The sequence below is a fragment of the Streptomyces sp. AM 4-1-1 genome (assembly GCF_029167625.1).
In the GTDB taxonomy this organism is placed as follows: Bacteria; Actinomycetota; Actinomycetes; order Streptomycetales; family Streptomycetaceae; genus Streptomyces.
This window is the reverse complement of record NZ_CP119145.1, coordinates 6,713,882-6,729,004: the sequence shown is the minus strand read 5'-3', so window position 1 is coordinate 6,729,004 and position 15,123 is coordinate 6,713,882. Positions and strand designations below refer to the sequence as shown.

Genomic DNA, 15,123 nt, shown 5'->3' with positions numbered 1-15,123 from the left:
TGTGATCCATCGGTTCTTCCTGGTCCTGGAGGTGGGCGGCCTCCGGGGCCAGGAACTCGCCGTGTTCCGCCGCTGACGGCGGGCGGGCGGTGGCGGCCCGCCCGCCGTCAGCGGCGGACCTTGCGGGTGGCGCGCAGCCACTCCTTGTTCATCGCGGCGATCGACGGCAGCGGGATGCCCTTCGGGCAGGCGGTGGCACACTCGCCGGCCAGTGTGCAGCCGCCGAAGCCCTCCTCGTCCATGGTGGCGACCATGTCCAGCACCCGGGTCTCCCGCTCGGGAGCGCCTTGCGGGAGGACGTTGAGGTGGTTGACCTTCGCCGAGGTGAAGAGCATCGCCGATCCGTTGGGGCAGGCGGCGACGCAGGCTCCGCAGCCGATGCACTCGGCGTGCTCGAAGGCGAGGTCGGCGTCCGGTTTGGGCACCGGGGTGGCGTGCGCCTCGGGCGCGGCCCCGGTCGGGACGGTGATGTATCCGCCGGACTGGATGATCCGGTCGAGGGCGGAGCGGTCCACGACGAGATCCCTGACCACCGGGAAGGCCGAGGCGCGCCACGGCTCGACGTCGATCGTGTCGCCGTCCCGGAAGGACCGCATGTGGAGCTGGCAGGTGGTGGTGCGCTCGGGACCGTGGGCGTCGCCGTTGATGACGAGACTGCACGCCCCGCAGATGCCCTCGCGGCAGTCGTGGTCGAAGGCGACGGGGTCGTCCCCGCCCAGGATCAGTTCCTCGTTGAGGGTGTCGAGCATCTCCAGGAACGACATGTCCGGTGAGATTCCGTCGACTTCGTAGGTGGCCATGGCGCCAGGTGCTTCGGCGTCGCGCTGACGCCAGACGCGCAGGGTGAGCCTCATGCGTAGCTCCGCTGGGTGGGGTGGACGTACTCGAAGACGAGGTCTTCCTTGTGCAGGACGGGGGCGGCGCCGGTGGCGCTGAACTCCCAGGCGGCGACGTAGGAGAACTCCTCGTCCCGCCGGGCGGCCTCACCGTCCGGGGTCTGCGACTCCTCGCGGAAATGGCCTCCGCAGGATTCGGCCCGGTGCAGGGCGTCGAGGCACATCAGCTCCGCGAGTTCCAGGTAGTCGACGACGCGGTTGGCCTTCTCCAGCGACTGGTTGAACTCCTCCCCCGTGCCGGGCACCTTGACGCGGCGCCAGAACTCCTCACGGATCTGCGGTATCCGGCCGAGGGCCTTGCGCAGGCCCTCGGCGGTACGGGCCATTCCGCAGAACTCCCACATGACTTCGCCGAGTTCGCGGTGGAAGTCGTCGGGTGTGCGGTCGCCGTCGACGGCCAGCAGCAGATTGAGCCGGTCCTCGGTGTCGGCGACGGCCTCCTGGACGGCCGGGTGCGAGGCGTCGATCTCCTCGGTGCGCGGGGTGCGGGCCAGGTAGTCGTTGACGGTCGCCGGCAGGACGAAGTAGCCGTCGGCCAGGCCCTGCATCAGCGCGGAGGCGCCGAGCCGGTTGGCGCCGTGGTCGGAGAAGTTGGCCTCGCCGATCGCGAAGAGACCGGGGACGGTGGTCCGCAGGTCGTAGTCGACCCATAGCCCGCCCATCGTGTAGTGCACGGCCGGGTAGATCCGCATCGGGGTCTCGTACGGGTCCTCCGCGGTGATCCGCGCGTACATGTCGAAGAGGTTGCCGTACTTCTCCTCGACCTTCGCCCGGCCCATCCGGGCGATGGCGTCCGCGAAGTCCAGGTAGACGCCCTGTCCGCCGGGGCCGACGCCCCGGCCCTCGTCGCAGACGTTCTTGGCGGCGCGCGAGGCGATGTCACGCGGCACGAGGTTGCCGAACGCCGGGTAGATCCGCTCCAGGTAGTAGTCGCGCTCGTCCTCGGGGATCTCACCGGCGGGGCGGTCGTCGCCCTTGGCCTTCGGGACCCAGATGCGGCCGTCGTTGCGCAGCGACTCGCTCATCAGCGTCAGCTTGGACTGGTGGTCGCCGGTGCGCGGGATGCAGGTGGGGTGGATCTGGGTGAAGCAGGGGTTGGCGAAGTAGGCGCCGCGCCGGTGGGCCCGCCAGATCGCGGTGGCGTTGGAATTCATGGCGTTGGTCGACAGATGGAAGACGTTGCCGTATCCGCCGGTGGCGAGGACGACCGCGTCCGCGAAGTGGGTGTCGACGCGGCCGGTGACCAGATCACGCGCCACGATGCCGCGGGCCCTGCCGTCGACGACGATCAGATCGAGCATTTCGGTACGGGAGTGCAGTTCCACGTTGCCCGCGGCGATCTGCCGCGAGAGGGCCTGGTAGGCGCCCAGGAGGAGCTGCTGACCGGTCTGCCCCCGGGCGTAGAACGTACGGGACACCTGGACGCCGCCGAAGGAGCGGTTGTCGAGGAGACCTCCGTACTCACGGGCGAAGGGCACGCCCTGGGCGACGCACTGGTCGATGATCTCGACGGAGATCTCGGCGAGCCGGTGGACGTTGGACTCACGCGAGCGGAAGTCGCCGCCCTTGACGGTGTCGTAGAAGAGCCGGTGGACGGAGTCGCCGTCGTTGCGGTAGTTCTTCGCGGCGTTGATGCCGCCCTGCGCGGCCACGGAGTGGGCGCGGCGGGGCGAGTCCTGGAAGCAGAACTGGACGACGCGGTAGCCCTGTTCGGCGAGGGTCGCGCCGGCCGAGCCGCCCGCCAGGCCGGTGCCGACGACGATGACGGTGTGTTTGCGGCGGTTGGCCGGGTTGACCAGTCCGGCCTGGAAGCGGCGGGTGCTCCAGCGTTCGGCGACGGGTCCCTCGGGGGCCTTCGTGTCGACGACGGGAGCCCCGGTCGTGTAGTGGGTGTACTCGGGCATTCAGCTCACCACTCCGGTCATGACGGCGACGGGTACGGAGACGAAACCCGCGGTCAGTGCCACCGCGAGGACGTTGGCGGCGGTCTTGAGGACACGGTCGCGGGCCGCGTTGCCCACACCGAGGGTCTGGGCCGCGCTCCAGAAGCCGTGCTGGACGTGCAGGCCGAGCGCGAGCACCGCCGCGATGTAGACGACGTCTCCGTACCAGGTGGAGAAGGTGTCGATGACGTTCTGATACGGATGTCCGGGCTGGAAGCCGCCGGGATGCGCGGTACCGGTCGTCAGATCGAGGATGTGCCAGACGATGAACAGGGCCAGGATGATCCCGCCCCAGCGCATGGTGCGGGTGGCATAGCTCGCGCGGGGCCTGCTGTGGACGTACTTGGCGGGCCGCGCCCGGATGTCGCGGCGGCTCAGCTGGTACGCGGAGACGGCGTGCAGCACGACGGCCGCGACGAGCACCACACGGACGATCCAGAGCCCCCACTCGCGGTGCAGCACGGGCTCGCCCATGACCCTCAGCCAGTGGGCGTAGTGGTTGAACTCGCCGGGCCCGAAGAAGATCTTCAGGTTCCCCACCATGTGGGCGACCAGGTACAGGAGCATGACCAGGCCGCTCACCGCCATGATCGTCTTCTTGCCGACGGACGAGTCCCAGAGCGTGCGCGTCATGGACGGCCGTCGGTCCGTCCGGGTTGCCGATGCCATGGACACGACGCTAGGACCGGACAACCCCATCAGTCCAAGACATGGTCCGGCTCATCTCCATAGGCTATGACTATCACGCCTCGTTATCGTGGGCCCATGCACCTCCAACAGCTCGCCTATTTCGTGGCCGTCGCCGAGGCCCGGCACTTCACCCGCGCCGCCGAGGCGGTGCATGTCTCACAGCCCTCGCTCTCCCAGCAGATCCGGGCACTGGAGAAGGAGCTGGGCGCCGAGCTGTTCAGCCGGGCCCGGGGGAACATCACGCTCACCGACGCGGGCGGGACGCTGCTCCCGCTCGCCCGGCGGATTCTCGCCGACGCCGACACCGCCCGCCGCGAGGTGCAGGAACTGGTGCAGTTGCGCCGGGGCCGGGTCAGGCTCGGCGCCACCCCGAGCATCTGCACCGGGCTGCTGCCCGATGTGCTGCGCGCCTTCCACGATCTGCACCCCGGGATCGAGCTGCTGCTGGAGGAGGGGGGCTCGCACGACCTCGTACGGGAACTGGCGCGGGGCGCTCTCGACCTCGCGCTGGTGGTGCTGCCGCTGCCCGCCGCCTCCCCCGCGCTGACGACGGTGGAGCTGCTGCACGAGGACCTGGTGGTCGTGTCGTCGACGGCCCGGCCGCGTCCCGGGCGGGGCGGGGCCGTACGGATCTCCGATCTTCGCCACGAATCGCTCGTGATGTTCCGGCACGGCTACGACCTGCGGGAACTCACGGTGGCCGCCTGCCGCGCCGAGGGGTTCGAGCCGTCGTTCACGGTGGAGGGCGGTGAGATGGACGCGGTGCTCGGGTTCGTACGGGCGGGGCTGGGCATCGCCGTGGTGCCGAGCATGGTCGCCACCCGGGCGGGCCATGACCTGCGCACCACCCCGCTGGCCGGACCCGGGCTGCGGCGCGCGATCGCCCTCGCGCACCGCAGCGACGTGGCACCGCCACGCGCGGCCCGTGAACTGCAGAGACTCCTGCTGACGAGCCGGCCGGCGACCGGCTGAGCGGTCCGGACCGGGGAGCCGCCCGGGAGGGCCCGCCCCGGCCCGGGAGCCGCCTCAGACGGCGTCGGCCAGCAGCAGTGAGTGGATGCGGTCGGGGGCTCCCGGCCGCGCGTAGTACCAGCCCTGGGCCGTGTCGCAGCCCAGGGCCCGCAACTGCTCGGCCTGGGCCCCGGTCTCCACGCCCTCCACCGTCACGGCGAGCTCCAGGCTGTGCGCCAACGAGACGATGCCCTCGACGATCTTCAGATCGACCGGGTCGGCCGGGTGCTGCTGCATCCCCTGGGTGAAGGAGCGGTCCAGCTTGAGGACGCTCACCGGCAGCCGGCGCAGATTGGCCAGGTTGGAATAACCGGTGCCGAAGTCGTCGAGCGCTATGTTCACACCCATCTCGGCCAGCTGCCGCAGCGGCTTGAGCAGATCGTCGTCGGCGCCGATCAGCGCGGACTCGGTGACCTCCAGGCAGAGCGCCGCGGGCTCCAGGCCCGACCGCTCCAGGACGTCCACCGTCTCGGCGACCAGCCTCGGATGGTGCAGCTGGGCCGGCGAGAGGTTGACGTTGATCCGCAGCGGACCGCCGTCGCTGTGCCGCTCCTGCCAGAAGTTGGCCTGGCGTACGGACTCCTCCAGCACCCAGCGGCCGAGCGGGACGATCAGCCCGGTGTGCTCGGCGAGCGCGATGAACCGGTCCGGTCCGAGCACCCCGTGCTGCGGATGGCACCAGCGCACCAGCGCCTCCGCCCCGTGCACACTGCCGTCGCCCAGGTGCACGAGCGGCTGGTACTCGATGAAGAACTCACCACGCTCCAGGGCCGCGGGCAGGGCGGTGGTCAGGCCGTGCCGGGTGATGGCGAGGGCGTCCGCCTCGGCGTCGGCGAACTCGAACCGGTTGCCACCCGCCGACTTGGCCCGGTACATCGTGATGTCGGCGCTGCGCAGCACCTCGGCGGCGCTGCGTTCGCCGGCCGGTCCCTCGACGATGCCGATCGAGCCCCGTACGGTCAGTTCACGGCCGTCGAGCCTGATCGGTGAGGACAGCGCCCCGAGAATCCGGCAGGCCAGGTCGTCGACCTCGCGCTCGGTGTCCGGCCCGGTGGTGAGGGCCACGAACTCGTCGCCGCCGAGCCGCGCCACCATCTCGCCGCGCGCGGTCGCGCAGCTCTCGAGCCGGTCGGCCACCTCGACGAGCAGCCGGTCCCCGGCCGCGTGCCCCAGGCTGTCGTTGATCGCCTTGAAGCCGTCCAGGTCGAGGTAGCAGAGCCCGAACCGGCCGCCGTCCCGGCTCGCGAGCGCCTTCTCCAGGCGTTCGAAGAACAGCGTCCGGTTGGGCAGTCCGGTGAGCGCGTCGTGCGTGGCCTCGTAGCGCAGCCGCAGGTTGAGCAGTCTGCGCTCGGTGGTGTCCTCCATCAGCGCCAGCTGGTACTGCGGGCGGCCCTCGGGGTCACGCAGCAGCGACACCGTGAGGTTGGTCCACAGGACGGTGCCGTCGTTGCGGTAGTAGGGCTTCTCCACCCGGTAGTGGTCGCGTTCGCCGCGTACCAGTTCGCCGTAGTACTTCCAGACCGCCGGGGAGTCCTCGGGGTGGACCCATTCGTTCACCTTGTGGCTGCGGACGTGGTGTTCGAGGCCGCCGAACATCCGGGTGAGGGTGTCGTTGATCTCCAGCACGTTGCCGTCGAGGTCAGCGATGCCGATGCCGATGGCGGCGTCCTTGAAGACGGCGCGGAAGCGGGTCTCGGTGATGTGCAGGGCCTGTTCCGCGTCGCTGCGCGCGGTGAGTGCGGAGCGGGCGATGGCCTCCTGCTCCGCCAGGGTCCGCTCGCGCAGCGCCTGGGTGAAGCCGCCGGCGAGGGAGTGCTGGAGACGGGCGCAGCGCGCCCTGCTCTCCTCGGTCGAGAGCTCCAGCGGGCCGTTTCCACCGCAGTAGAGCACCAGGTACGAGTCGACGACGCCGAGGGTGCGGCTGAGCGCGTCCGGGTCCGTGCAGTGGGCGGCGACCAGGGCGGCGCCGACGAGTTGCGCGGGCGCCGGGTCGAACGGCCGTATGTGCAGGGCGTCGCTCAACTGCCGTGCCAGGGGCAGCAGATGGCGCTCGAACTCCGGGCGGCTCAGGGAGGTGGCCGTCGAGGGGAAGATGGCCCGGCTCCAGATCCTGGCGAAGCGCCGGAGCCGGTCCTCGGCGCCGTCCGGCTGCTCGGCCGCGGGCTGCGGCGCCGGGGCGGGGATAGTCACGCCTTGCGTCCCACTCCCGCGAAGCCCGAGAAGACGAATGGGTCCTCCTGGTCGGGCAGCACCGGACTGTCGGGACGCCAGTGCGGCATGGACACCAGGCCGGGTTCGACCATCTCGTACCCGTCGAAGAACCGGGCGACCTCGTCGTGCGAGCGCATGACCAGCGGGTTGCGGATGTCGCGGTAGACGCCGACGGTGCCGCGCGCCTCGTCCTCGGTGAGCGGTATGCCCTCGTACGAGGCGTGGGTGACGACCATCAGGCTGCCGGGTGCGAGCGCGTCGCGCAGCTCGGCGATGGCGGTGTACGGGTCGTCCGCGTCCTCGACGAAGTGCAGGACCGCGACGAGCAGCAGGGCCACCGGGCGGTCCCAGTCGAGGAGTTCACCGATCACCGCGTTGTCCAGGATCTCCCGCGGGCGGCGCAGATCGGCGGTGGCGATCACGGCCCGGTCGTTGCCCTCCAGGACGGCCTGACTGTGCGCGACGGCGACCGGATCGTGGTCCACGTAGGCCACCCGGGCCTCCGGGTCGGCGGCTTGGGCCACTTCGTGGACATTGCCGAAAGTGGGAATGCCGGAGCCGATGTCCAGGAACTGGGTGACGTCCTCGCTCAGCGCGTGGCGTACCGCCCTGCGCATGAAGGCACGATTCGCCTGCATGATCTTGGGGAGTCCGGGCATGAACTCCATCGCCTTGCGCGCGGCTTCCCGGTCCACCTCGAAATTGTGCGAACCGCCCAGGTAGAAGTCGTACATGCGGGACACGCTCGGCACCGAAATGTCAATGCCTTGCGGGGCCCAGGCGGGACGATCCATCGATGTCTCCAACAAGTCGCACGGCGATCCGGCCATGTTCATGGTCAGTGTTGAGCAGAGGCTACTGATCGACCGCCAAGAGAGCGAGCGGAAACGGAAATTAGCGGTCCGTTATTGGTCACACACCACTGGCATGTGCAACCACCCAGTCGCTGGGGGTGACATTCGGTGATCGAGGGGTTCCGGAAGGGCCCGAGGTCACCGATGACGCGATACTCGCGTTACCCGGCCGTTGTCCGAAAGTTCGTTGTGGCGGCCGTCGTCACCGTTCACGCGCGATCGCGCCACGGGGCCGTCGACGCCGTACGTCCCACGAACCCGCCCCGCATGCCGCCCTGTTGTCGGGGCCCGCGCGAACGTGAACCAACTTCCTTCCGGATAAAGGAGGTTAGCCCCGAGGCGGACGCCTTCAGTTCTTCGCCGGACCGTCTTCGAAATTCCCCGGGGCGGGCCCGCGCCGTCCCCGCGCGTGACGGCTCGCGCACCGTTCGAATCGCGCCGGGGAATCCTCCGGCGGCGTGAAACGTGAACCGCCCGAGGACCCCACCATCAGGCGAATACCGACCGGACACCGCGTGTCCGGTCGGCGACCGGACCATGCTCGCGGTCGTGAACGGATCGCTCATATCCCTGATGTGCCTCGCCGCGCGGCTCGCCGCGGCCACCGCGCTCGTGTGTCTGCTCGCCGCGCCGGTTCCCGCGACCGCGAGCAGTTGCGCCTACGCCTCCGTCGGGCCGGGAGGCGAGGACTCCTCGGTCGTCGTGTCGGGCGACGGCGACTGTTCCGCGGGGCCCCTGCCCCCGCCTGAGCCGCCACCGCCCACCCGGACGCCCACTCCCCCACCTCCGCGGCCCTCTCCGCCCCCGCCACGTGCGACACCGGCTCCCCGTGCGACAGCGGCGCCGGTCCGCCCGGTGGTGCCACCGGCTCCGGCGCCGACCGCCCCCGCGCCACGCGCACCGCGTCCGGAACCGCCCGGCCCCTCTCCGTCACCGACGCCCTCGGTACGGCCCGCCTCTCCGGCGGCCCGCCCCGTGGCCCTGCCCGCCTATCACAGGCCGCCACGCGGAAAGCCCAGGAGCGGACCTTCCCTGGTGTCCCTCACCCTGCTGATCACAGCCCCCGCGGTGTTCGCCGTGGCCGTGCTGCGGCCCCGATCCCGCTGACCGACGGAGAAGAGAAACCATGTCGGAATGGCTTGTTCTGACCATTGCGCTGGCCGCCTCAGCGGCCGTCGTCCTCACCATCGCGGTCCTCAACAACCGCCGGGTGGGTGACGACGACGACCCGTCGCAGACCCCCGACGTCATCGAATACATGACGATGATGATCGGTGTGGTCTACGCCATCGTGCTCGGGCTCGCCATCGCCGGGGTCTGGGAGGGGCGCAGCGCGGCCCAGGAGTCCGTGCGCCAGGAGGCCCAGGCCCTGCACGAGGTGAGCGCCCGGGCCTCGGTGTACCCGGCCGAGGTCCGCGACCGGATCCGCGCCGACGTCGACGCGTACGTCCACCACGTCGTCCACGACGAATGGAAGGTGATGACCGAGCGCGGTGAACTCACCGACCGGGGGGCCCGGCTGCTGGACCGGGTACGGGCCGACGTCACCGACTACCGTCCGGCGGACGACCACGAGGGCCAGGCGTACCAGCCCCTGGTCGACCAGGTCGCGGCGGCCGACGACGCGCGCACCTCCCGGGGACAGAACGCGGGCGCCACGATGCCGGGCGTGGTCTGGTTCGGGCTGATCGTGGGGGCGCTGGTGACCGTGGGGCTGATCTTCACGCTCCAGATCCGCAGAACCTTCCGTGAGCTCCTGCTGGCGGGGCTCTTCAGTGTCCTGATCGCCTTCCTGCTCTTCCTGATCTGGGACTTCGACCAGCCGTTCGGGCGGGGCATCTCGGCCACCACCGCGCCGTTCCTCGATCTGTTCCCGCACGCGTCCGGCTGATACGGCGGCGGCGCCCCCGGCCGGCCGGGGGCGTCCGACCCGGCCGGTGTGGAGGCCGGTCCGGTCAGACCCGCTCGTCGCGGGTCCGGCGGCCCCGTACGGCGAACACGCCGCCACCGAGCGCGGCGGCGGCGATCAGCCCCACTCCGACGCGCATGTCGGTGGTGCTCGGGCCCATGGGACCGTCGACGCCACCGCGCACGGCGGGGCCGTGCGTGGTCGTCGGTACGTCGTCACCGCACCGCGCGGACAGGTCGTGGTGGCCGGGCGTCGTCCTCCCGGTGGCATGGGCGGCGTCCTCCCCGGCGCCGCTCATGGGCAGCGGCAGGTCCCCGGAGGTGTCCGACGCCGCCGGGCCGCCCCGCCCGCACCCCTCTTCCGTGCCTGCCCCTGACGTGGCGTCCCGGTGGACCGGGTGGGCGACGGTGACAGCCCCCGGTCCGTGACCCGCGGCGGCCGGTGAGGCGCACGGCCCGACCGCCGCGCAGACGCCCGCGACGACCGCGAACGCGCGTGAAACACGCATGGTGTGAACCTCCGGTGGAACACGCCCCGGGGCCGGGTGCCCCGGAAGAGACCGGCGGAAAACGCGTCCCATGACGAACCCTCACCACGCCCGCGCGACACCGCATTTCGGGGCTGCTCCAGCCCGGTGACCCGACACACCGGCGCCCTGCTCCCGGAGGGGGCAGAGCCGCAGGTCACAGCGCGACGGAGGTTCCGCCCGTCCGTTACTCCGATGAGCAGACGCCGTCGCGCGAACGCACCCGTTCGCCGTTCCCCGGCCGCCGCCCCAGGAGGGCCGCGCCCGAGAGGTGCGGCGCGGAGGACACGGTGCCGTTTCCGGGGCGATGCCGTCCTCGGCCGCGGTGCGGGCGTCGGACGACGCGGTACGGGCACCGTGCCCTCCTCAGGAGCGGTGCGGCACCAGGACGCGGTAGCCCTCGTCGAGCAGGGCGGGCAGATACCGGCCCAGCGCGGCCACGCTCTGCGAGCGGTCGCCGCCGGCGTCGTGCGACAGGACGACGACTCCGGGGCCCGCCCCGTCCAGCACCCGGCGGACGACCGTGTCGGTGCCGGGCGTCTTCCAGTCGAGGGAGTCGACGGTCCAGGCCATCGGCTCCATGCCCAGCTCGGCGCCGATCTCGAACGAGTTCCGGTTCCAGGCGCCGTAGGGGGCCCGGTACCACAGCGGCGGAGCCCCGACGGTCCTCGCGATCACCTCGCTGGTGCGGCCCAGCTCGTCACGGGTGACCGCCCGGGAGAGGGTCCAGAGCTGCGGATGCGACCAGGAGTGGTTGCCGATCACATGCCCTTCGCCGTCGATCCGTCGCAGCAGGTCCGGGTTGTCGGCGACCATCTCGCCGCAGACGAAGAACATCGCCCGGACGTCGTACCTGCGCAGGAGGGCGAGGATTCGTGGCGTGTGGACCGGGTCCGGGCCGTCGTCGAAGGTGAGCACCATGGAGCGGCCCAGGCCGGGGAGCCTTTCGAAGGGGCGGGTACGCACGGGCGGGGCGGCGGGCCGGAAGCGGGACGGGGTGTGCCCCGTCATGGGCCGCAGCCGGTAGGCGGCGGGCACTGCCCGTGGTGCGGCCCGCGAGGCCGGACCGGCGGCGGGCGCCGCGACGGGCGACGGTCCGGCGAGCGGGCCGGGGGCTCCGGCCGGGTCGGCGGCGATCACGCGTACGGTGACGGCGGCGCCGAGCCCGGCGGTCAGGCGCAGCAGGGTCCGACGACTCGGTGGCCGTTTGTCATATTTCATGACCAACTGCTCGCATGGTGAGAGTGCCCTGCCGTGTCACGACACCGCGGAGGCGGCGTTCTCCACCCGTTGGAGGGAGCGTGCCAGGGAAGCGGCGCACGGTCGGGAGCGGCCTCCGGAGCGCACGGAGAGACCTGGACGGGACGCGCCGAGAGGAGCGGATAGCCTCACTGCCGTGACAGATCAGCAGCCCCACCAGTTCGAACGTGGCACAGACGGACCGAAAGTGATCGTCGCGGGTATGGACGGGTCCGATTCGTCGATGCGCGCCGCCGCGTACGCCGCCGGACTCGCCCGCAGGCAGAACGCCCTGCTCGCCCTCGTCTACGTCCAGCCGGTGATGCCCGCGGGGGCGGCGATGGGCGTGCCGGTCGCGGAGACGACCGGTGAGGTCGCCGAGGGGCTGGTGAGTGAGATCCGGGCGGCGACGGAGCGTCTGAAGGACGTCTGGGACGTGCGCTGGGAGTTCCACACCTTCCGCGGCGACCCGTACAACGGCCTCGTCACGGCCGCCGACGAGCTGAAGGCGGACGCCGTGGTGGTCGGTGCCTCGGAGTCGGCGGGGCACCGGTTCATCGGCTCGGTGGCGGTCCGTCTCGTCAAGGCCGGGCGCTGGCCCGTCACCGTCGTTCCCTGATCACCGCTGAATCCTCACTTCTCCATGACGGCAGGGCGTCTTCCCCACCGGCCCCGGCCGGAGGATCATGAGCGGCCGTCAACGACAGTCGTCAAGGGAGAGGTGACTCATGGCAAGGCTCCGGGCGGGCGAAGGAGTACTGCGCCGCAAGCCGATCGAGCTGATCGACGAGACGGCGGGGGGCAGCGGCAGCGCACTCACCAGAACGCTCGGGCTGTGGCAGCTCACCGCGATCGGCGTGGGCGGCATCATCGGGGCCGGCATCTTCACCCTCGCCGGAACCGTCGCGAACGGCACGGCCGGGCCCGCCGTCCTGCTCTCGTTCCTGATCGCGGGTGTGGCGAGCGCCGCCGCCGCGTTCAGCTACGCGGAGTTCGCGGGGCTGATCCCCAAGGCGGGCTCCGCGTACACGTACGGCTACGCGGTACTCGGTGAGCTGGTCGGCTGGTTCATCGGCTGGGACCTGCTGCTGGAGTACACGGCGATCGTGGCGGTGGTCGCCATCGGCATCTCCGGGTACTTCAGCTTCCTGCTCGGCGAGACGGGACTCGACCTGCCGTTCTGGATGCTGGGCGCGCCGGGCACCGGGGACGGACACCGGGTCGACCTGTTCGCCGCGCTGCTGTGTCTGCTGGTGGCGTACCTGCTCACGCTCGGCATCCGGAACGCGGCGCGTTTCGAGACCGTCGTGGTCGGTCTCAAGGTGCTCGTCGTCCTGATCGTCATCGCCGTCGGGTTCTTCCACATCAACACCGGGAACTACCACCCGTTCTTCCCGTTCGGGGTGAGCGGGGCGTTCACCGGGGCGGCCACGGTGTTCTTCGCGGTGTTCGGGTACGACGCGATGTCGACGGCCGCCGAGGAGTCCAAGGACGCGCAGCGGCACATGCCCAAGGCCATCCTGTACTCGCTGGCGATCTCCATGGTGCTGTACGTGCTGGCGTGCCTGGTGCTGACGGGGATGCAGGACTTCAAGGACATCGACCCCGAGTCCGGTTTCTCGACCGCCTTCAAGTCGGTGGGACTCGGCGGTCTCGCCGATGTGATCGCCGTCGGCGCGATCATCGGCATCCTCACGGTGATGTTCACCTTCATGCTGGGTGTCACCCGGGTGTGGTTCTCCATGAGCCGCGACGGGCTGCTGCCGAAGTGGTTCGCCAAGACCCACCCGACACGTCATGTGCCGACCCGGGTGACCTGGATCGTGGGTGGCGCCTCGGCGGTGATCGCCGGGTTCCTGCCGATCGGTGAGGCCGCCGAGCTGACCAACATCGGCATCCTGCTGGCGTTCGTCGTGGTGTGTGTCGCGGTGATCGTGCTGCGCTACAAGCAGCCGGACCTGCCGCGTACGTTCCGGACTCCCGGAATGCCGTTCGTGCCCGCGCTCGGTGTGGTGTTCTCGGTCTGGCTGATCACGTTCCTCCAGTGGCAGACCTGGGTGCGGTTCGCCGTCTGGTTCGTGATCGGTCTGGTCGTCTACTTCGGGTACTCGTACCGGAAGTCGGAGATGGCCCGGAGCGGGACCGGCTCCCCGGGCCCGGACGGGCGGTAGCCTCCTGCGCCGAGCGGGTGGTCCTCCCCGTGCCCCACCGCCCGGTCTCCCCTGCCGGACCACGGCCGGGGAGACCGGCGGATGCCGCGCCTGCCACCGGCCGACCGTTCACCGCACCATTCACCGCTCCGTCCGACCGCTCGTCGCACGTCGCGGCGCACCGCCTGTTCCCGCGCGCCGCGATGCGTTCGGATACGGCAGGCAGCGGCGAGGCGGCAGGGACCTCCGCGGGGGAAGGGCGTTCACGATGACCATCACCACGACCGATGAGCGGGCCATCGCGGAGTTGCAGCGCGAGCACGGGCCCGCGCTCTTCCACTTCCTGCTCGGTCTGACCTTCGGCGACCGGCAGCGGGCCGAGGATCTGCTCCAGGAGACGCTGGTACGGGCCTGGCAGCACCCGGAGGCGTTCGACGGGCCGTACGAATCGATGCGGCCCTGGCTCTTCACGGTGGGCAGACGGCTGGCGATCGACGCGCGCCGGTCCCGGCAGGCCCGTCCGGTCGAGGTCGGCGACACCGGGCTGGACGGGGCGCCAGGTCCCGGGGACCCGGCGGAGACCACGGTCGCCGCGCTCGATGTGCGCCAGGCGGTCAGGACGCTCAGCCCCGAGCACCGGGCCGTGCTGGTCCAGATCTACTTCCGTGGGCTCAGCGTGGGCGAGACCGCGCGGGTGCTCGGCATTCCGCCGGGCACGGTCAAGTCCCGTTCCTACTACGCCCTGCGGCTGCTGTCGCGCGGTCTCCCGGGCTACTCCAGCAGGTCGTCCTCGTCGAGCAGGGCGAGCAAGGCCGCGGCCTCCGCGACCTCCACGTAGTCGGCGGCGCAGCCGTCGCAGATCTGCAGATGCCGGGAGACCAGCCAGGTCTCGTCGGCGGGCAGCGCGTCGAGGACGTAACCACCGAGCAACTGCCGCACATGCGGGCCCTCCACGGGCTCACCGGTCATCGCAACCTCGTGTCCTGCCGACGGATACTGCCCTTCTGCCCACGCGGGGCGCGCGGCCCCGGTTCAATGCTCCGTGAAGCGCGGTGCCGAGAGAGAAAGAGGCGAGACGGGATGCGTCCGGATCATACGGATGGAACCGGTGGGGGCGGGCTGCTGGTCCCGATGGCCTGGTTGTACGCCGAATACATCGCGGACGGGCTGCTGCGGTCCGGCGATCTGATGCCGCCGACCACGCTGGAGTACCGCGCGGGGCGCGACGCACTGGCCCTGACCGTGTTCCTGTCGGACGGGGCGGCGGCCGACACCCCGCCGTCGGCCCGGGCGGACGAACTGCGCCGGCTCACGGCCTGCGGACCGGCGTGGCGCGGCTGGGTCCGGGAACGGCTCGACAGCCTGGCGGTCCTGGCGGCCGCGCAGCACGAGGCCGCTTCCGGGGACCGGCACGGGAACCGGGGCCGGACCGGTCCCGATCTGGCACTCGCCCGCGCGGCCTGGCGGTGGCTGGAGGAGACCGAGCTGCTCGCCGCCGATCTCGAAGCGATCGGCCCGTCCCTCGGGTGGGAGGCGTCCGGGAAACGCGTGGAGAACGTGGACATGGATATGGACATGGACGGGGAGGGCGGCCGGCCGGGGACGCGGGAGGCGCAGGTGTGGACCCCGGCCTGGCAGTTGGGGCTGCCACTGGGGCATCTGGCGGTCCATCTGTGCTGAGCGGAGCCCCCGTG

General features: G+C 71.1%; 14 protein-coding genes. 6 read left to right on the top strand and 8 right to left on the bottom strand.

Going from position 1 to position 15,123, the window contains the following annotated elements; genetic code table 11:
- Positions 1 to 107: 107 nt before the first annotated feature.
- From PZB75_RS28590 to PZB75_RS28580, 3 genes are read right to left on the bottom strand one after another with little or no spacing between them, the layout of a single operon-like run.
- On the bottom strand, positions 108 to 854 hold the full coding sequence (locus PZB75_RS28590) for a succinate dehydrogenase/fumarate reductase iron-sulfur subunit (RefSeq protein WP_275538180.1): 747 nt from the start codon (positions 852 to 854) through the stop codon (positions 108 to 110).
- Positions 851 to 2,800, bottom strand: coding sequence for a fumarate reductase/succinate dehydrogenase flavoprotein subunit (locus tag PZB75_RS28585; RefSeq protein ID WP_275538179.1), 1,950 nt, complete (start codon positions 2,798 to 2,800; stop codon positions 851 to 853). Before PZB75_RS28585 ends, PZB75_RS28590 begins: the two co-directional genes overlap by 4 nt.
- Positions 2,801 to 3,508 carry a succinate dehydrogenase gene (locus tag PZB75_RS28580; RefSeq protein ID WP_275538178.1) on the bottom strand — a complete coding sequence of 236 codons (708 nt, stop codon included), beginning with the start codon at positions 3,506 to 3,508 and terminating at the stop codon, positions 2,801 to 2,803.
- A gap of 96 nt (positions 3,509 to 3,604) precedes the next feature.
- On the opposite strand from PZB75_RS28580, the gene PZB75_RS28575 reads away from it, so the two are divergent.
- Positions 3,605 to 4,501 (top strand): LysR substrate-binding domain-containing protein, encoded by an 897-nt coding sequence (locus PZB75_RS28575; RefSeq protein ID WP_275538177.1) that lies wholly within the window; start codon positions 3,605 to 3,607, stop codon positions 4,499 to 4,501.
- A 54-nt stretch (positions 4,502 to 4,555) separates the two neighbouring features.
- Here the strand turns inward: PZB75_RS28575 and PZB75_RS28570 are convergent, their stop codons facing one another.
- Together PZB75_RS28570 and PZB75_RS28565 are read right to left on the bottom strand one after the other, a co-directional pair.
- Complete coding sequence (locus PZB75_RS28570) at positions 4,556 to 6,730, bottom strand: EAL domain-containing protein (protein ID WP_275538176.1); 2,175 nt, start codon at positions 6,728 to 6,730, stop codon at positions 4,556 to 4,558.
- Positions 6,727 to 7,545 carry an SAM-dependent methyltransferase gene (locus PZB75_RS28565; protein ID WP_275538175.1) on the bottom strand — a complete coding sequence of 273 codons (819 nt, stop codon included), beginning with the start codon at positions 7,543 to 7,545 and terminating at the stop codon, positions 6,727 to 6,729. The genes PZB75_RS28570 and PZB75_RS28565 overlap by 4 nt, the downstream gene beginning before the upstream one ends.
- Before the next feature lie 1,186 nt (positions 7,546 to 8,731).
- Here PZB75_RS28565 and PZB75_RS28560 point away from each other — a divergent pair.
- Complete coding sequence (locus PZB75_RS28560; protein ID WP_275538174.1) at positions 8,732 to 9,496, top strand: DUF4239 domain-containing protein; 765 nt, start codon at positions 8,732 to 8,734, stop codon at positions 9,494 to 9,496.
- A 64-nt stretch (positions 9,497 to 9,560) separates the two neighbouring features.
- Here the strand turns inward: PZB75_RS28560 and PZB75_RS28555 are convergent, their stop codons facing one another.
- Together PZB75_RS28555 and PZB75_RS28550 are read right to left on the bottom strand one after the other, a co-directional pair.
- A complete protein-coding gene (locus PZB75_RS28555) occupies positions 9,561 to 10,022 on the bottom strand; it encodes a hypothetical protein (protein ID WP_275538173.1) in 462 nt (153 codons plus the stop codon).
- Between the two features lie 384 nt (positions 10,023 to 10,406).
- A complete protein-coding gene (locus PZB75_RS28550) occupies positions 10,407 to 11,261 on the bottom strand; it encodes a polysaccharide deacetylase family protein (protein WP_275538172.1) in 855 nt (284 codons plus the stop codon).
- Between the two features lie 175 nt (positions 11,262 to 11,436).
- Here PZB75_RS28550 and PZB75_RS28545 point away from each other — a divergent pair, with 175 nt between their 5' ends.
- The 3 genes from PZB75_RS28545 (at position 11,437) to PZB75_RS28535 (ending at position 14,267) form a co-directional block, all read left to right on the top strand.
- Positions 11,437 to 11,898: a universal stress protein gene (locus PZB75_RS28545; RefSeq protein WP_275538171.1), complete on the top strand. Its 462-nt coding sequence runs from the start codon at positions 11,437 to 11,439 to the stop codon at positions 11,896 to 11,898.
- A 109-nt stretch (positions 11,899 to 12,007) separates the two neighbouring features.
- A complete protein-coding gene (locus tag PZB75_RS28540; protein WP_275538170.1) occupies positions 12,008 to 13,450 on the top strand; it encodes an amino acid permease in 1,443 nt (480 codons plus the stop codon).
- A 247-nt stretch (positions 13,451 to 13,697) separates the two neighbouring features.
- Positions 13,698 to 14,267: a sigma-70 family RNA polymerase sigma factor gene (locus PZB75_RS28535; protein WP_275538169.1), complete on the top strand. Its 570-nt coding sequence runs from the start codon at positions 13,698 to 13,700 to the stop codon at positions 14,265 to 14,267.
- Here PZB75_RS28535 and PZB75_RS28530 read toward each other — a convergent pair.
- Positions 14,201 to 14,398 carry a zf-HC2 domain-containing protein gene (locus tag PZB75_RS28530; protein ID WP_275538168.1) on the bottom strand — a complete coding sequence of 66 codons (198 nt, stop codon included), beginning with the start codon at positions 14,396 to 14,398 and terminating at the stop codon, positions 14,201 to 14,203. The two genes, PZB75_RS28535 and PZB75_RS28530, sit on opposite strands and share 67 nt — an antisense overlap.
- 111 nt (positions 14,399 to 14,509) lie before the next feature.
- On the opposite strand from PZB75_RS28530, the gene PZB75_RS28525 reads away from it, so the two are divergent.
- Positions 14,510 to 15,109, top strand: coding sequence for a hypothetical protein (locus PZB75_RS28525; RefSeq protein ID WP_275538167.1), 600 nt, complete (start codon positions 14,510 to 14,512; stop codon positions 15,107 to 15,109).
- The last annotated feature ends 14 nt before the right edge of the window (positions 15,110 to 15,123 follow it).